14 protein-coding genes and 1 pseudogene are annotated in these 12,869 nt (G+C 68.3%); 6 read left to right on the top strand and 9 right to left on the bottom strand.

The window, feature by feature from the left end; translation table 11 throughout:
- Nucleotides 1-5: 5 nt before the first annotated feature.
- The 3 genes from AC1UKG_RS05665 to AC1UKG_RS05655 are packed head-to-tail and all read right to left on the bottom strand — an operon-like array spanning nucleotide 6 to nucleotide 1,780.
- Nucleotides 6-779 carry a serine hydrolase domain-containing protein gene (locus AC1UKG_RS05665; protein WP_482642055.1) on the bottom strand — a complete coding sequence of 258 codons (774 nt, stop codon included), beginning with the start codon at nucleotides 777-779 and terminating at the stop codon, nucleotides 6-8.
- Nucleotides 665-1,096 (bottom strand): serine hydrolase, encoded by a 432-nt coding sequence (locus AC1UKG_RS05660; protein WP_482642054.1) that lies wholly within the window; start codon nucleotides 1,094-1,096, stop codon nucleotides 665-667. The genes AC1UKG_RS05665 and AC1UKG_RS05660 overlap by 115 nt, the downstream gene beginning before the upstream one ends.
- A gap of 12 nt (nucleotides 1,097-1,108) precedes the next feature.
- Nucleotides 1,109-1,780 carry a DUF4097 family beta strand repeat-containing protein gene (locus AC1UKG_RS05655; protein WP_482642053.1) on the bottom strand — a complete coding sequence of 224 codons (672 nt, stop codon included), beginning with the start codon at nucleotides 1,778-1,780 and terminating at the stop codon, nucleotides 1,109-1,111.
- A 220-nt stretch (nucleotides 1,781-2,000) separates the two neighbouring features.
- Between AC1UKG_RS05655 and AC1UKG_RS05650 the strand changes: the two genes are divergently transcribed.
- Complete coding sequence (locus tag AC1UKG_RS05650; protein WP_482642052.1) at nucleotides 2,001-2,738, top strand: helix-turn-helix domain-containing protein; 738 nt, start codon at nucleotides 2,001-2,003, stop codon at nucleotides 2,736-2,738.
- A 122-nt stretch (nucleotides 2,739-2,860) separates the two neighbouring features.
- On the opposite strand, the gene AC1UKG_RS05645 is transcribed toward AC1UKG_RS05650, so the two are convergent.
- Genes AC1UKG_RS05645 through AC1UKG_RS05630 form a run of 4 tightly spaced genes read right to left on the bottom strand, consistent with a single transcriptional unit; the run spans nucleotide 2,861 to nucleotide 3,643 of the window.
- Complete coding sequence (locus tag AC1UKG_RS05645; protein WP_018745387.1) at nucleotides 2,861-3,085, bottom strand: hypothetical protein; 225 nt, start codon at nucleotides 3,083-3,085, stop codon at nucleotides 2,861-2,863.
- Complete coding sequence (locus AC1UKG_RS05640; RefSeq protein WP_482642051.1) at nucleotides 3,085-3,225, bottom strand: hypothetical protein; 141 nt, start codon at nucleotides 3,223-3,225, stop codon at nucleotides 3,085-3,087. The genes AC1UKG_RS05645 and AC1UKG_RS05640 overlap by 1 nt, the downstream gene beginning before the upstream one ends.
- Nucleotides 3,222-3,419 carry a hypothetical protein gene (locus AC1UKG_RS05635; protein WP_482642050.1) on the bottom strand — a complete coding sequence of 66 codons (198 nt, stop codon included), beginning with the start codon at nucleotides 3,417-3,419 and terminating at the stop codon, nucleotides 3,222-3,224. The genes AC1UKG_RS05640 and AC1UKG_RS05635 overlap by 4 nt, the downstream gene beginning before the upstream one ends.
- On the bottom strand, nucleotides 3,419-3,643 hold the full coding sequence (locus tag AC1UKG_RS05630; RefSeq protein ID WP_482642049.1) for a hypothetical protein: 225 nt from the start codon (nucleotides 3,641-3,643) through the stop codon (nucleotides 3,419-3,421). The genes AC1UKG_RS05635 and AC1UKG_RS05630 overlap by 1 nt, the downstream gene beginning before the upstream one ends.
- A gap of 150 nt (nucleotides 3,644-3,793) precedes the next feature.
- On the opposite strand from AC1UKG_RS05630, the gene AC1UKG_RS05625 reads away from it, so the two are divergent.
- Nucleotides 3,794-4,735, top strand: a complete 942-nt coding sequence (locus tag AC1UKG_RS05625) for a helix-turn-helix domain-containing protein (protein ID WP_482642048.1) — start codon at nucleotides 3,794-3,796, stop codon at nucleotides 4,733-4,735.
- Nucleotides 4,719-4,907, top strand: a complete 189-nt coding sequence (locus AC1UKG_RS05620) for a DUF397 domain-containing protein (RefSeq protein ID WP_482642047.1) — start codon at nucleotides 4,719-4,721, stop codon at nucleotides 4,905-4,907. The genes AC1UKG_RS05625 and AC1UKG_RS05620 overlap by 17 nt, the downstream gene beginning before the upstream one ends.
- A gap of 130 nt (nucleotides 4,908-5,037) precedes the next feature.
- Here the strand turns inward: AC1UKG_RS05620 and AC1UKG_RS05615 are convergent, their stop codons facing one another.
- Nucleotides 5,038-6,075 (bottom strand): S1 family peptidase, encoded by a 1,038-nt coding sequence (locus AC1UKG_RS05615; protein WP_482642046.1) that lies wholly within the window; start codon nucleotides 6,073-6,075, stop codon nucleotides 5,038-5,040.
- A gap of 351 nt (nucleotides 6,076-6,426) precedes the next feature.
- Here AC1UKG_RS05615 and AC1UKG_RS05610 point away from each other — a divergent pair.
- Together AC1UKG_RS05610 and AC1UKG_RS05605 are read left to right on the top strand one after the other, a co-directional pair.
- Nucleotides 6,427-6,856, top strand: a pseudogene (locus AC1UKG_RS05610) (IS982 family transposase); the annotation flags it as partial.
- Between the two features lie 100 nt (nucleotides 6,857-6,956).
- Nucleotides 6,957-7,676, top strand: coding sequence for a DUF3159 domain-containing protein (locus tag AC1UKG_RS05605; RefSeq protein WP_482642045.1), 720 nt, complete (start codon nucleotides 6,957-6,959; stop codon nucleotides 7,674-7,676).
- 214 nt (nucleotides 7,677-7,890) lie between these two features.
- On the opposite strand, the gene AC1UKG_RS05600 is transcribed toward AC1UKG_RS05605, so the two are convergent.
- The gene (locus tag AC1UKG_RS05600) at nucleotides 7,891-10,782 is read right to left on the bottom strand and encodes a glycoside hydrolase family 48 protein (RefSeq protein WP_482642076.1); all 2,892 of its coding nucleotides are present in this window, start codon (nucleotides 10,780-10,782) and stop codon (nucleotides 7,891-7,893) included.
- Between the two features lie 660 nt (nucleotides 10,783-11,442).
- On the opposite strand from AC1UKG_RS05600, the gene AC1UKG_RS05595 reads away from it, so the two are divergent.
- A complete protein-coding gene (locus AC1UKG_RS05595) occupies nucleotides 11,443-12,816 on the top strand; it encodes a GH1 family beta-glucosidase (protein WP_482642044.1) in 1,374 nt (457 codons plus the stop codon).
- Nucleotides 12,817-12,869: the final 53 nt, after the last annotated feature.

Here is a 12,869-nt window from a genome sequence, read left to right as displayed (position 1 = left end):
AGGCTTCAGGTTGGCTCGGCGAAGACTGTCTTGACCAGGGTGTCCAGGGCCGGGGGAAGGGCTTCGGCTGGGGTGGTCGCGGTGTCTCCGGTGGTCAGCCCGGCGGTCATGGTCCGGCGGCCGTCGGGGGTGCTGTACATGAGTGCGCCGTAGCCGCCAGGTGCGCCGCCGTTGTGGTGGTAGACGATGCCCGTCGGACCCAGGTCCTGCACGAACACGCCGAGGCCGTAGTTGATCGGACCGGCCGGCTTTCGCATCTCGGCCAGTAGCGGGGCGGGTAGCAGCGCGCCGGCGTTGAGGGCGGCGAAGAAGACGTTCAGATCCCGCGTGGTGGAGATGGCCCCACCGGCACCGAGCAGCATGGACAGGTTCTGCCGGGAGACGTCGGCCACCGTCCAGGTGTCGGCGTCCTGATAGCGGTAGTAGCCGTGGGCGTACGGCTCGGGCAGGTCGGTGATATTGCCGGCCAGCACGGTGTCGTGCAGGCCGAGCGGGTCGAGGATCCGTTGTTGCATCCATTGGCCGTATGACCGGCCGGTGACCGCCTCGATGAGCAGTGCGGCGAGGGTGTAGTTGGTGTTGGAGTAGCTCCAGTCGGTGCCGGGTTCGAAGCGGGCTGGCTTGGACAGTGCCAGCCGTACCAGCTCCTGGGGGTGGTAGGTGGTCAGCCGACTGTCCACCCACTCTTTGCCGGTGGCGGGGATGCCCGGTACGACGGTGCCATCGGGCAGGTACTCGCCGGTGTAGTTGAACAGGCCGCTGGTGTGTTGCAGCAGCATCCGTGGGGTGATCCGGGGGACAGCCCAAGCTCGCTGAGGTGGTCGGCCGCTGGGGCGTCCAGCCCGACCTCTCCCTCGCCGACCAGTTGCAGGATGGCGGTGGCGGTGAAGGTCTTGGCCACGCTGCCGGCCCAGAATCGACCGTTCGTGGGTGGGCGTTCGGCATCGCCGAGTTGACGGACGCCGGCGCTGCCCACCCATTCGCCGTGATCGTCGTGCAGGCGCAGCTGCAACCCGGCGAAGCCCGCGTCGACGAATGCCTCGATAGCCTTGTGCAGGTCTGGCCGGTACGGCCCGGTGGTAGTCGGATTAGCCATGGTGGATGCTCCTCAGCGGCTGGTGGCGGTGATGTCGCCGTGGGCGGTGGTGGCGTGGATCTTGAGGCTGGCGGCGGCGCCGTCAGTGTTGCGCAGCGCGTTGTGGACCCGGCCCAAGCTGGTGCCGGCGTCCAGGACGGCGGACGAGTCGCGGGCGGCCGCGACGGTGATGTCGCCCTGGTCGGTGCGCAGCGTGACGGTGCCGTCGGTGGCCTCGGCGATCCGAAGGTCGCCCTTGTTGGTGCTGATCTGTGCCGAGCCGTTCAGTCGCCCGACCGTGATGTCACCGCTGGCGAGGGTCAGCCGGGCGGTCGCGGTCTCGTCGACCTTGATCGAGCCGGCCGCACCCTCGAAGGTGACGTCGCCAAGGCGCCCGACGCCGCGGATATCGGCGCTGGCCGTCTTGCCCTCGATGTTCGATCCGGCCGGCAGTTGGACGGTCACCTCCACGGAGCCGGACGAACCGCGGAGCGGGTTGCTGGGCTTCGCGGCCTCGATGCGCAGCATGCCGTCGGCGTAGTTGACCTGGACCCGCTCGGCCGCCGCCACGTCGCGGTTCTTTGCGGCGTCCGTGGGTCGGACCTCGACCATGGTGTCGGCCCGGTCGGCGGCGATGATCTGAATACGCCCGGCGGGGATCTCGAACGTCGCCGAGATGGGGGTGGGGGTGTCGAAATTCCGCACGACCAGCTCCTTCACTACTTGTTTCTGACACCAGAAACGCTACGTTGCCTTCATGGATGCGGCAACAGGAACGTTGCATGAAATGCCAGTAATCGCAGCTCAGAGCCGGTTATAAATTGCAATGAGCCTGGAGACAACGCAACATGTGAGCGGGACAGCGTTGCAATGGATGAGGAGTGAACGCTATCGTGGCGGCTTCGACCGACGAAGGGGGGCCACGATGCCGGGGGGCAGGCTCACGCAGCAGGACCGCCAGCAGATCGCCGCCGGCCTGGCCGACGGCCTCGCCTACGCGGAGATCGCCCGGCGTCTTGCCCGGCCGACCTCGACCATCACCCGGGAGGTCATGCGCAACGGCGGCGCGACGGCCTACCGAGGCGACCTCGCCCACCACGCCACCGAGCGTCGCGCGCGTCGGCGCCGGACCACCGTGCCGGTTCGTACGAGTAACCCGCCGGCAGCACGCGGACGCGACACCGAGGCGGTACGGGAGTACGAGGAGACCTTCGCCGGCGTGTTCATGGCGTCCGGACTGCCGAAGATGACCGCGCGGACGTTGGCCTGCCTCTACACCACCGACGCCGGGAGCCTCACCGCCGCGCAGATCGCCGGGCGGCTGCAGGTCAGCCCGGCTTCGGTCTCCAAGGCGATCGCGTTCCTGGAAAGCCAGGGGCTGGTCCGGCGGGAGCGCGACGAGCGGCGGCGGGAACGCTACGTGGTCGACAACGACGTGATGTACCAGTCCACGATGGCCAGCGCGAAGGCGACCGCCCACCTGGGCGAGATCGCCCGGCAGGGGGTGAGCGTCCTGGGCCCGGGCAGCCCGGCCGCTGCCCGGCTGGAAAACATCGCCCGCTTCGTCGACTTCGTCTCGGAGAGCATCGCCCGCGCCGCCGAGCAGGCACGCGAGATCCTGCACACCAGGATCGAAGCCTCTCCATCGGAAGAGACGCGCTGAGCCAGCCGCACCCACGCGCCGAGGCACCCAGCCATGTTCGTGATCGACCAAAGGCCGCTCCGGGAAGGCCCTGAGTCCTTCCGAACTCGCCACCGAGTCATCCGGGCCTGACCTCCGCACGGCTACACCCACGCCAGGAACCGGCGATACAGATCCGCGTTTCTGTGCACCTGCGACAGCTGCACGTCAGCCTCCGCCATCAGCGCCGCAAGGTAGACCCGTAAGGCGATGCGGTCGTCGTGGTATTCCGCCAGCAGAGCTAGGCGAGCAGCGGGGCAGGGCCACTCGACCCGACAGGTGTCGCAGCCCCACAAGGGCCGCATCGGCAGATGCCGCTCATTCGCCATCAGGAGGCCCGGATCCGCGCCAGCGCGGCGAGCAGGACCACGCGTAGCGCGTACTCATCGACCGCCGGCGGGTAGCCAACCGGGGCTACACCGACCGCCCGGCCGACCGATGGCCAACGATCAGCCGGCCGGGCGGTCACCGCAGCGCCCCGATCACGATCCCGGCGATGACGATCACCACAATCAGGATGGCCAACACCTTCTGCCTGGTCGTCGGTGGCGGGGTGGGCACCGACGAGGTGGCTCGCCGTACCCGATCACCATCGGCCAACGGCGGCGCCCCGTGCGGATCATGGTTGGCCCGCACCTCGGCAGGCTTGTCCTCGTCGGCCATCACAGCCTCCGTAGCCCCGCCAGCACGGCCGCAAGCACGTCGTCACTCGGACGCACGCAGCCGACACCAGCACAGCCGACAACGCTGCCGGCGAGTAGCCGTCGCTCCGAGTCGACTCCGGTCACGACTGCGAGCTGATTGCTACTTGTCGAGTCAGGCGACGCAGTTCGGCGTGCGCGCTGCGGCAGTTGGTCGAGGGATAGGTACTCGGTAGCTGTCCTCATGCTGCTCCTGTTTGAAGGGCACACTGCGGTGCTTGCTTTACCTCCGGGGGGTGGCATCCACCACTGCCCTGTAGCCCACGATCAGCGCAATCAATCTCAGATGCAATGTCTCGGGCTACGAATCTCTAGGCAGGACGACACTTTTAGGGAATGATGCGAATGCCATCTCATGACATGCCCCGCCAGCGCATCAGGATGAGACAGGAGAGACCACCAATGACCGACGTCGGATCGACAGTGCCGAGGCGGCAACTTGGCAGGCTGCTTCGACAGGCACGGGAACAGGCCAACATAGGGCTGGAAGCCGCTGCCACTGATCTTGAATGGTCCCGCGCCAAGATGTATCGCATCGAGTCGGGGCAGGCGCCCATCCGCGTATTGGACGTTGATCAAATGTGCCGGCTGTATGGCGCGTCAGCCGAGATGACGGAGGTCATGAAGAGCCTCGCCAAGGAGTCGAAGAGCAGGGGCTGGTATCACTCCTACGGCGAGGCGATCCCCCGCTGGTTCGAGCTGTATGTCGGATTGGAGTCAGCGGCCAGCCGGATCCGGACCTACGAGCATGCTGTCGTACCGGGGCTACTCCAGACGCCGACATATGCCGAGCAGGCCATTCGCACCGAGCCGGGCAACCCTCCGGAGGAGGTGGCGAAGCTCGTGGAGTTACGCGCCGAGCGACAGCGCCTGCTGCACCGCAAGCGGCCCGCCGCCCCAACCCTGGACGTCATCCTGGAAGAGGCACTACTGCACAAGAACGTGCCCGGGATGCGTACGCAGATCGAACGACTGCTCGACGCCAGCACGGCCCCGAACATCTCCGTGCGGGTGATGCCCCTCGGCGGCAAACTCAGTCCGATGGTGACCTCGGGAAGCTTTGTCATCCTGGACTTCCCCAAAATCGGGCTTCGGCCCGCCGAGCCGACGACGGTCTACAATGAAGGGCTGTCCGGCGCCCTCTACCTCGATCAAATAGCGGAGGTGCGGACGTATGCCGACGCCTGGAATGCGCTGACCGCGCAAGCGCTGGACACCGACGACTCGCGGAAAGCCCTACTCACGATCAAGGAGAAGTACTATGACGAGGCTCAGTAACGCGATGTGGCGCAAGTCCAGCCGGAGCTCGGGCCACGGGAACTGCGTGGAGGTGGCCGACAGCCTTCCGGGTGTCGTGGGTGTTCGGGACTCCAAGGACCCGACCGGGCCCGCCCTCACCTTCGGCCCGGCGGCGTGGCGCCGGTTCGTCACCTTCACCAAACAGCGCTGACCCGCAGCCAGAGAGCGGGCCCGGCCTCCCCAGGGGGAAACCGGGCCCGCTCCCGCACTACCTGAGCTGCTGATCGTCGGCGGTGGCGGGCCACCGGATGGCGCCCGGCGCCCCGCCCCAGCCGGTTGGATCAGTAGACGTCGACGCCGTAGGCGTTCAGGGCTTCCACGACCGGCTGGAAGAAGGTCGTGCCACCGAAGAAGCAGTTGCCGCTGCCGCCGGAGGTGAGGCCGACCGCAGTGGAGCCACTGAACAACGCACCGCCGCTGTCGCCCTTCTGCGCGCAGACGTTGGTGCGAATCAGGCCACGAACCGTGCCCTCTTCGTAGTTGACGGTGGCGTTGAGCCCGGTGACCGAGCCGCTGTGCAGACCGGTGGTCCGACCAGAACGCTGCACGGACTGGCCGACGAAGGCGTTACCGGCGGAGGTGATGTCCTGGTACCGGCCGTTGTAGAGGTACACGTTGCCCGGCTCGTAGCCGCTGAGGCGCACGATGCCGTAGTCGTTGCCGGGGAAGCTGGACCCGACCGTGGGGCCGAGATAGGTGTTCTGCGAGCTGTCCTCGTACCAGTGCGAAATGGGATCGGTGCAGTGCCCGGCGGTGAGAGCGTAGTAGCTGCTGCCGCTGCGGACGTTGAAGCCGAGCGAGCACACGCCGCCGCCGCCCCAGATCGCCTCGCCTCCGGAGATCTGGGTGCTGTACACACCCGTCTCCTGCTCAATGCGCACCGCACCGCCGATACGGTCCACAACGGACTCGACCCGCGCCAACTTGCTGCCGGTCACCGTGCTGTCGACGGAGACGACGACCTGGTTGGTCTCCGGGTCCGTCCACCATGCGGTGCCGGGAATCTTGGTCAGGCTCTCCAGCTTGGCGGTGGCACGCCGCAGTTCGGCGGCATCCCGCTTGACGATCTTCGGGGTAGCGCCGGCCTTGGCGACCTGCCGGGCGGCGGCGTCATCGGTCACCGCGACGGTGACTGCGCCATTGGCGTCGGCGAAGACACCGGCGGCGCGATCGCCGAGCTGCTCGGCGAGGTCGACGGCGGCCTCCGGTGAAGCGTTGGGAGCCGCGTGCGCCGGGCTACCAATGAGCGCGCCGACCACCAGGGTTCCGGCCACGGCCACTGCCGCGGCCCGACGCATCATGAACCTCGTGGGTCGCATGTAGTACCTCCGTTTGGGGGTTAGGGAGGAACGGCCCCACCGAGGTCGGCGGAGCCGGTGAAACAACCTGACCAAGTGGCTCGGCGGTCAGGCTGAATGAAGTATTCAGATGTTCACATTGCTTGGCAAGACTGTTGGTTTCCAATTTAGATGACTCGGCGCAGCACTTTGTTCCGTTATGACCTTGCGTATGGCGAAAAATCCCTGGGGCCTCGTGCGGCGAGACCGGCACCAGCTGGGGCCGCGACTGTTACGACGAAGTTAATTCGCCGCCGAACGGGCAATATTGACAAAAGCCAAGCCATCACCTGATTATCTCCTCAATGTCGGAGGTCGATGTCGGGGCATGAAGAGAGGGCGGGCCTGCCCGGCTGGGCCAGCTACCGCTACCGCGCCTCCCCCTCCCGGTTCTCCTGGCGACTGCGGCTGCACCTGGTGTGCACCCCGACCGGGATGCCGATCCGGTGAGCAGCGGCCACCCCGAAGATCGGCCAACGGGAGGTCCTCGCCGCGATGCCACAGGCCAAGGCAGGCGTGGTCGCCGAACATGACGGGATCCTGCTGACCTCGGACAAGGGCCTCGCCTCCACGCCGTTCGCGCAGCGACCGGCCGATCAGGGCATCGAGCTGTGTCCTACGTCACGCCAAAAGGAGAAGGCCCGCCACGGCGAGGCGACACTCACGAAGGTCCGCCAGTTGACCGAGTCGGTCAACGACACCCTCTGGCACAACAACACCACCGGCGCCCCCGTCACCCGCGTCACTGACCGCCTACGACCACCGAAGGATTCGGACCATCTCGTCTAGGTTTGGAGGCCGGTCCGCTGTTCGCCACGTCAGCATGGTCGTCCGTGCTGGTCGCGACGACGGGAGGAGAAAGAGTGGACAGCACTTCGGAGCACCAGACGCCGACACCGGAGCCGGAGTCCCTCACCGACCTACTCGGTGGGCGACGTGGCGCGATCGACGCCACCGTGCCGCCGGTGGCGTTCGCGGCCGGCTGGCTCCTCGGCGGCGAGTCGCTGCAGATCGGGGTCGGCACCGCGCTGGTGACCGGCGCGGCCGTGGCGGGCTGGCGCTGGCGCCGTGGACATCGACCCAGGTCAGTACTGGTGGGCCTGCTCGCCGTCTGCGTCGGCGCGCTGATCGCGCTTCGGACCGGACGAGCCGAGGACTTCTTCCTGGTGCAGCTCCTCGCGAACGCGGCCAGCGCACTCGCCTGGATGGTCAGCATCGTGATCCGCTGGCCGCTTTTGGGAGTGGTCGTCGGCGGCGTGTTGCGCCAGCGGACCCGCTGGCGCCGAGACCCGGCGCTCCTACGGGCCTACGGGCGCGGCAGTTGGGTCTGGACCGCCAGCTTCCTGCTGCGGGTCTCGGTCTTCCTACCGCTGTGGCTCGGCGGTCAGGTGGTCGCGCTGAGCGTGACCCGTGTAGCGCTGAGCTGGCCGCTGGTCGCCGCCGTCCTCGGGGTGAGTTGGGTGGTGGTGCGCCGTTCGCTGCCGGCCGACCATCCCGGATTACGGCATCCGGTGCTCCCGGGCGAGGCGTCGGCGCAGGCCGAACAGGCGCCGCAGCGCGAGTCGGCGGACAGCCCGAGCTAGACAGAAAGGGAGAGGCCGCCACGGGGGGAGCGGCCTCTCCGGTGACGTACATTACCCCGTCGGGATCCGCTCCGCGCCCCCGGGGGCACACTAATTTTGGCCAGTTTGCAGATTAAGCACACTCAGGCCAATCGGGCATCCCCGGACCGCCCCGCCTCCTCTCGTATAGAGTCGGCGATCCGGGGGCAATGTCCGTTACGGCCCTAATCTGTAGTTAGGCGTTCGGAAAGAGCCGCCCAAAGTCGGCGTACGCCATCGCGACATCGGCCTGGGCCCAGAACCGGTGGTAGCGGAACGTCGGCTCGGGCCCGCCGTCCAGATAGGCCTGGACCTTCGGCCAGTCCGGATCGTTGAGGTAGAACGACCGAATCTCGACGAAACTCCTGCCCGCCTCGATCACGTCGCCGTTGGGCATCGTGCCCGTCCAGTCCGACGGCAGGTAGAGGCCCTGCCCGGTGCTGGCGTCGTAGACATCATCGAAACGCTCGTAGTCGCCCCGCGACTCCACTGTCGACACACCCAGGGCGTCACTGGCGGCGTGTAGCGCGTCCACCAACCCCTTCGCCGTGTTCTTCGCGGCCACGTTCCCCGACCTCGCCGCATACGCGGTCAGGGTCCGGGCGTAGGCCGCGGCGGCACCGACGTCCTGGCCGGTGTCGGTTACCTCGACGTGCAGGTCGGTGTTGGGCTCCGGGTTGGTCGGGTTCCACGTGTTCGGCTGACCCGTCCAGGTGAGCTCGGCCGGGATCGACCAGTCGGCGCCCAGCGTGGTGTTGGCGATCGCCCACGGCACCCACCGGTCCAGCAACGCCTCGGCCCGGGCGTCACCGGTCTCGAGGTACAGCTCGGCGATCCGGTGCATCGACCAGACCTGCATGCCGAACCACTGGTTCGACGGCGGATCGTGGTAGACCGGCTTCTCGTCGTAGAACATGCCGTAGAAGGTCGGCGTGCCCGCCGGCGGCTGGCCGTACCGGCCGCCCCAGCTGTTGGTCGCACCACCGGCGATCGCGCCCTCGGCGGACTGGAGCCAGGTATACAGCTCCAGCTGCCGCTCCAGACTCTGGGCCCAGTCGGTGGTCGCGCTCGGCGACCTCGGCTCCAGTTCCGGCACGGTCGTCAGGGCCCAGGCGGCGAAGGGGTTCTGGTAGCCGAAGTGGTTGTGGCTGGAGCCGATCCGCCACGACCAGTTCTGATCCTGCTCGTACGCACCGCCCCAGGCGTAGTACCAGGACAGGAGGTAGTGCGCGGACTCCCGGCCGCTGCCGGCGGGGCAGGTGGACGCCCCGACACAGTTGCCGATCTGCTTGAAGTACTTGTCGAACATCGCGTACCGCAGGTAGTCGCCCAGCTTGGCGGCCTTGGCCACGGTGTCCGCCACCTCCGCGGCCCGGCCCTGCTGCGTGGCCCAGGTCAGCGCCCAGTAGGCGGCCTGCACCGCCCGCGCGTCGGCGTCCGGCGCGTTGGTGTACTTCCACTGCTTCGCCGGCGCGTTCTGCTCCTGGACGGAGATGTCCAGGAAGCCGTACTGCCCGCCGTGGGTGAAGGTCTCGCAGGACGGCTGCGGGACGGTCTCCCAGACCGACTCCTGCTGCCCACGCTGGAAGGTGTTGATGTACGCCGGCCGGGTGGTGCCGTCGCCGCACCGACCAAAGCCGTAGGTGTTGTCCACGTCGAGCAACCAGTGCATGCCGTAGATGTCACCGGTGCCGTAGGTGGACTGGAGTTCGGCCCGCAACGGGTCCTGGCCGACCGGGACACTCGGTTGCAGCTGCGCCGGGTACTGGCTGGGCAGGTCGTACTCGGCGGCGTACTGGGCGGTGCCGGGGGCGCCCGCGGTCGGCTGGTCGGCGGAGGAGGGGATGATGTGGTTCTCCAGCACCGTCCAGGCGTTGTTGAACGGCACCCAGTCCTCGGTCACCCGGCCGTACTGCGCCTCCAACCAGAGCCAGAAACTGAATGCCTCACTCGTGGTCTCGTGGCCGTGGTCTGGCGCCTCGACGATCAGGGTCTCGATGGAGTGGTACGGCACCCCCTCGGGGCTGAAGTACCCAGAGTTCTTGATCTTGCCGTACTGGGTGAGGAATCGTGCGATGTACTCGTTGTCGCCGCCGGGAACGTCGTTGTCAATCTCCGTTGCGGTAATCGCCAGAGCGGCGAGGCCGGCGGCGGAGGCGATGATCGTCGCGCTCCCCCCGGCAGTGTCGGCGTCCTCGGCCGCCGACACGGTCACGTCGACACCGGTGTTCCAGTTCCCGGTGGTCAACGTCAGCGAGGTGGGGGCGACGGTGAGATCGGAGTCACCGGTACGGCCGAGGCTCACCAGGACGTTCGCGGCCGGCGCTGCACTCAACGTCAGCGTCACGGTGGCGCTGCCGCCCTCCGGTACGGCCACCGTGGCAGGGGTGGCGACCAGGTGCGGACCGGTGGCGGGCGCGACGGTGAAGGACTGCTCCGCGATCGCACTGAGCCCGGTGTCGTCGTACGCCCTGGCCTGCACCGTGTAGGAGCCAGCCGGCAGCCCCGGCAGGGTGTACGCGTACGGGGCGGTGGTGTCGGTGTTGACCAGCAGACCGTTGCGGTAGAACTCGACCCTACTGATGCTCCCGTCCGGGTCGCTGGCGGTGGCCGTCAGCGGCACGTCGGCCGGCGCCTCGAAGGGCCCCGCCGGCACGTTCAGGGTCACCGTCGGCGGCTGCGGCGCACCACCGCAGGAAACGCCGTTGACGGAGAACGAGGTCGGGTCGGCGTTGGTACCGCTGTACGCGGCGTTGAAGCCGATCTGCGCGGTGCCGCCGGTGCCGAGGTGGGCGTTCCACGACTCGTTGGTGGCGGTGACGTCGTTGCCGCTCTGGCTCCACTGCGCCGACCAGCCATGGGTGATGGTCTGGTTGCCGGCGAAGGAAAACCGTAGGGTCCAGCCCGTGATCGGGTCGCCGAGATTGGTGAGGGTGATGTTCGCGGTGAAGCCGCTGCCCCAGTCGTTGGTGGTGTAGCCGACGTCGCAGGCCGGCGTGGCCGACGCGGCCGGCGCGGGTAGGGCCGCCCCGCCGGCTACCGCCAGCACCGCCGCGGTGGCTATCGCCCAGCCGCGGCGTCGGTTCATGGGTCTCATGCGCGGTGTCTCCTCGGACCAGGCCGGAGCCGAGACTCCGGCGGGGCGCCTGGCCGTTTCCTGCTGCGGGCGAGGCACCCGGGGTGAAGGGAACCCGGCCAAGGCCGGGACCGCTGACGTGGCGTGGACGGGCACCGTCCACCTCGGGTGCCGCACCGGACGTCCCGGCTGCCCTCGGCCCCGCGTTCCCGCGACGGCGGCTCACCCCATCAGCTTGCCACGCCTGGAAACGCTCCCACAAGGAGGAGTGAATCGATCCAGCCAGATGTTTCGATTTTGTTAAGCCACTTTCACGAGGCAGTTACGAGACGTTACAGTCGCACCAAGAAAATTGGGAGCGCTTCCACCTCGACTCCCACTTCCACAGTGGAAGGAGGTGAATCCACAAGCCACTCGCGTGACCCGGCTCCCAGGTGACACGCGCGGGCCAGACGCCACCGTCCGACCGGCGTGTCCCGCACCGATGGGGGCGGGGGCTGCCCTCCCCCGCCCCCATCCCGCGCCCTGGCGACAGTGCGACCGGGGCGCACCGCCCCACACCCTGCCCAGAATCCCCTCGCTCCCGGACTCCCGCCGGGAGAACCGAAGGCGTACTCTGTCTTTGGGAGCGCTCCCGGTCCGGTTTCAGCACTAGCAGAGGAGACTCCCCCGATGTCGACACTCCCCCACCCCGCGCAGCCCGACCGCTCGGCGCACCAGCCGGCGGGCACCCTGCGCTTCCCATCCAACTTTGGCTGGGGAGCCGCCACCTCCGCCTACCAGATCGAAGGCGCGGCCAAGGAGGACGGCCGGGGCGAGTCGATCTGGGACACGTTCAGCCACACCCCCGGCCGGACCCGTAACGGCGACACCGGTGACATCGCCGCGGACCACTACCACCGCTACGACGCGGACCTCGACCTCATGGCCGAGCTGGGCCTGCGCAGCTACCGGTTCTCCATCGCCTGGCCCCGCATCCAGGCCGACGGCACCGGTGCGCCCAACCAACGCGGACTGGACTTCTACCGGCGCCTACTCGACGGACTACACGGACGCGGCATCCAGCCGGTGGCGACACTGTTCCACTGGGACCTCCCCCAGGCCCTCCAGGACCGGGGCGGCTGGGAATCCCGGGAGGTCGCCTACCGCTTCGCCGACTACGCCGAACACGTCTTCCAGGCCCTCGGGGACCGGGTGCCGACCTGGCTGACCATCAACGAACCGAAGACCGTCGTGCAGAACGGTTACCTCTCCGGCCACCACGCCCCCGGCCACCAGGACCCGCAGGCCGCGTATCTGGTCGCGCACCACCTGCAGCTCGCGCACGGACTCGCCGTTCGGGTCTACCGGGCCGTCGGTGGGGCCGGGCGCATCGGCCCGGCGTTCAACCTGCACCCGTGCTACCCGGCCGACTCCTCCCCCGACGCGACCGAGGCCGCCTGGCGCTACGACGGCTACGAGAACCGGCTCTACCTCGACTCGACGCTCACCGGCCGCTACCCCCAGGACGTGCTCGACGACCTCGGTCCCGGCCACCGCATGGTCCGCGGCATCCACGACGGCGACCTCGGCATCATCTCCGCCCCCGTTGACCTGTTGGCGGTGCAGTACTACACCCCGTACTACGTCACCGCCGCGGGCACCACCGTGCGCCGCTGGCCCACCTCCGAGGCCGCCTGGCAGCAGATCTACCCCGAGGGCATGTACGACATCCTCACCCGGGTCACCCGGGACTACGGCCTCATCCCGCTGACCGTCACCGAGAACGGCCTACCCACCCCGGACACCCTCGCGGCCGACGGAACGGTTGACGATGGCGGGCGGATCCAGTTCCTCCGCGACCACCTGGCCGCCGCGCACCGCGCCATCGCCGCCGGGGTACCGCTGGAGAGCTTCCACGTCTGGTCCCTGCTCGACAACTTCGAATGGGCCGAGGGCTACGACCAGCGCTGGGGGCTGGTCTACGTGGACTACCCGACCCAACGTCGAGTGCCCAAGCGCAGCGCGCACTGGTACCGCGAGGTGATCGCGGCGGGCGGGTTCTGACCGCGGGGCGCAGCCCACGCCCGCTCGGAGAAGGGTGCAACGGCGTCGGTGGC

Source organism: Salinispora sp. CH2A1_6 (assembly GCF_056820975.1).
This window is presented reverse-complemented; position numbering and strand designations above follow the sequence as displayed.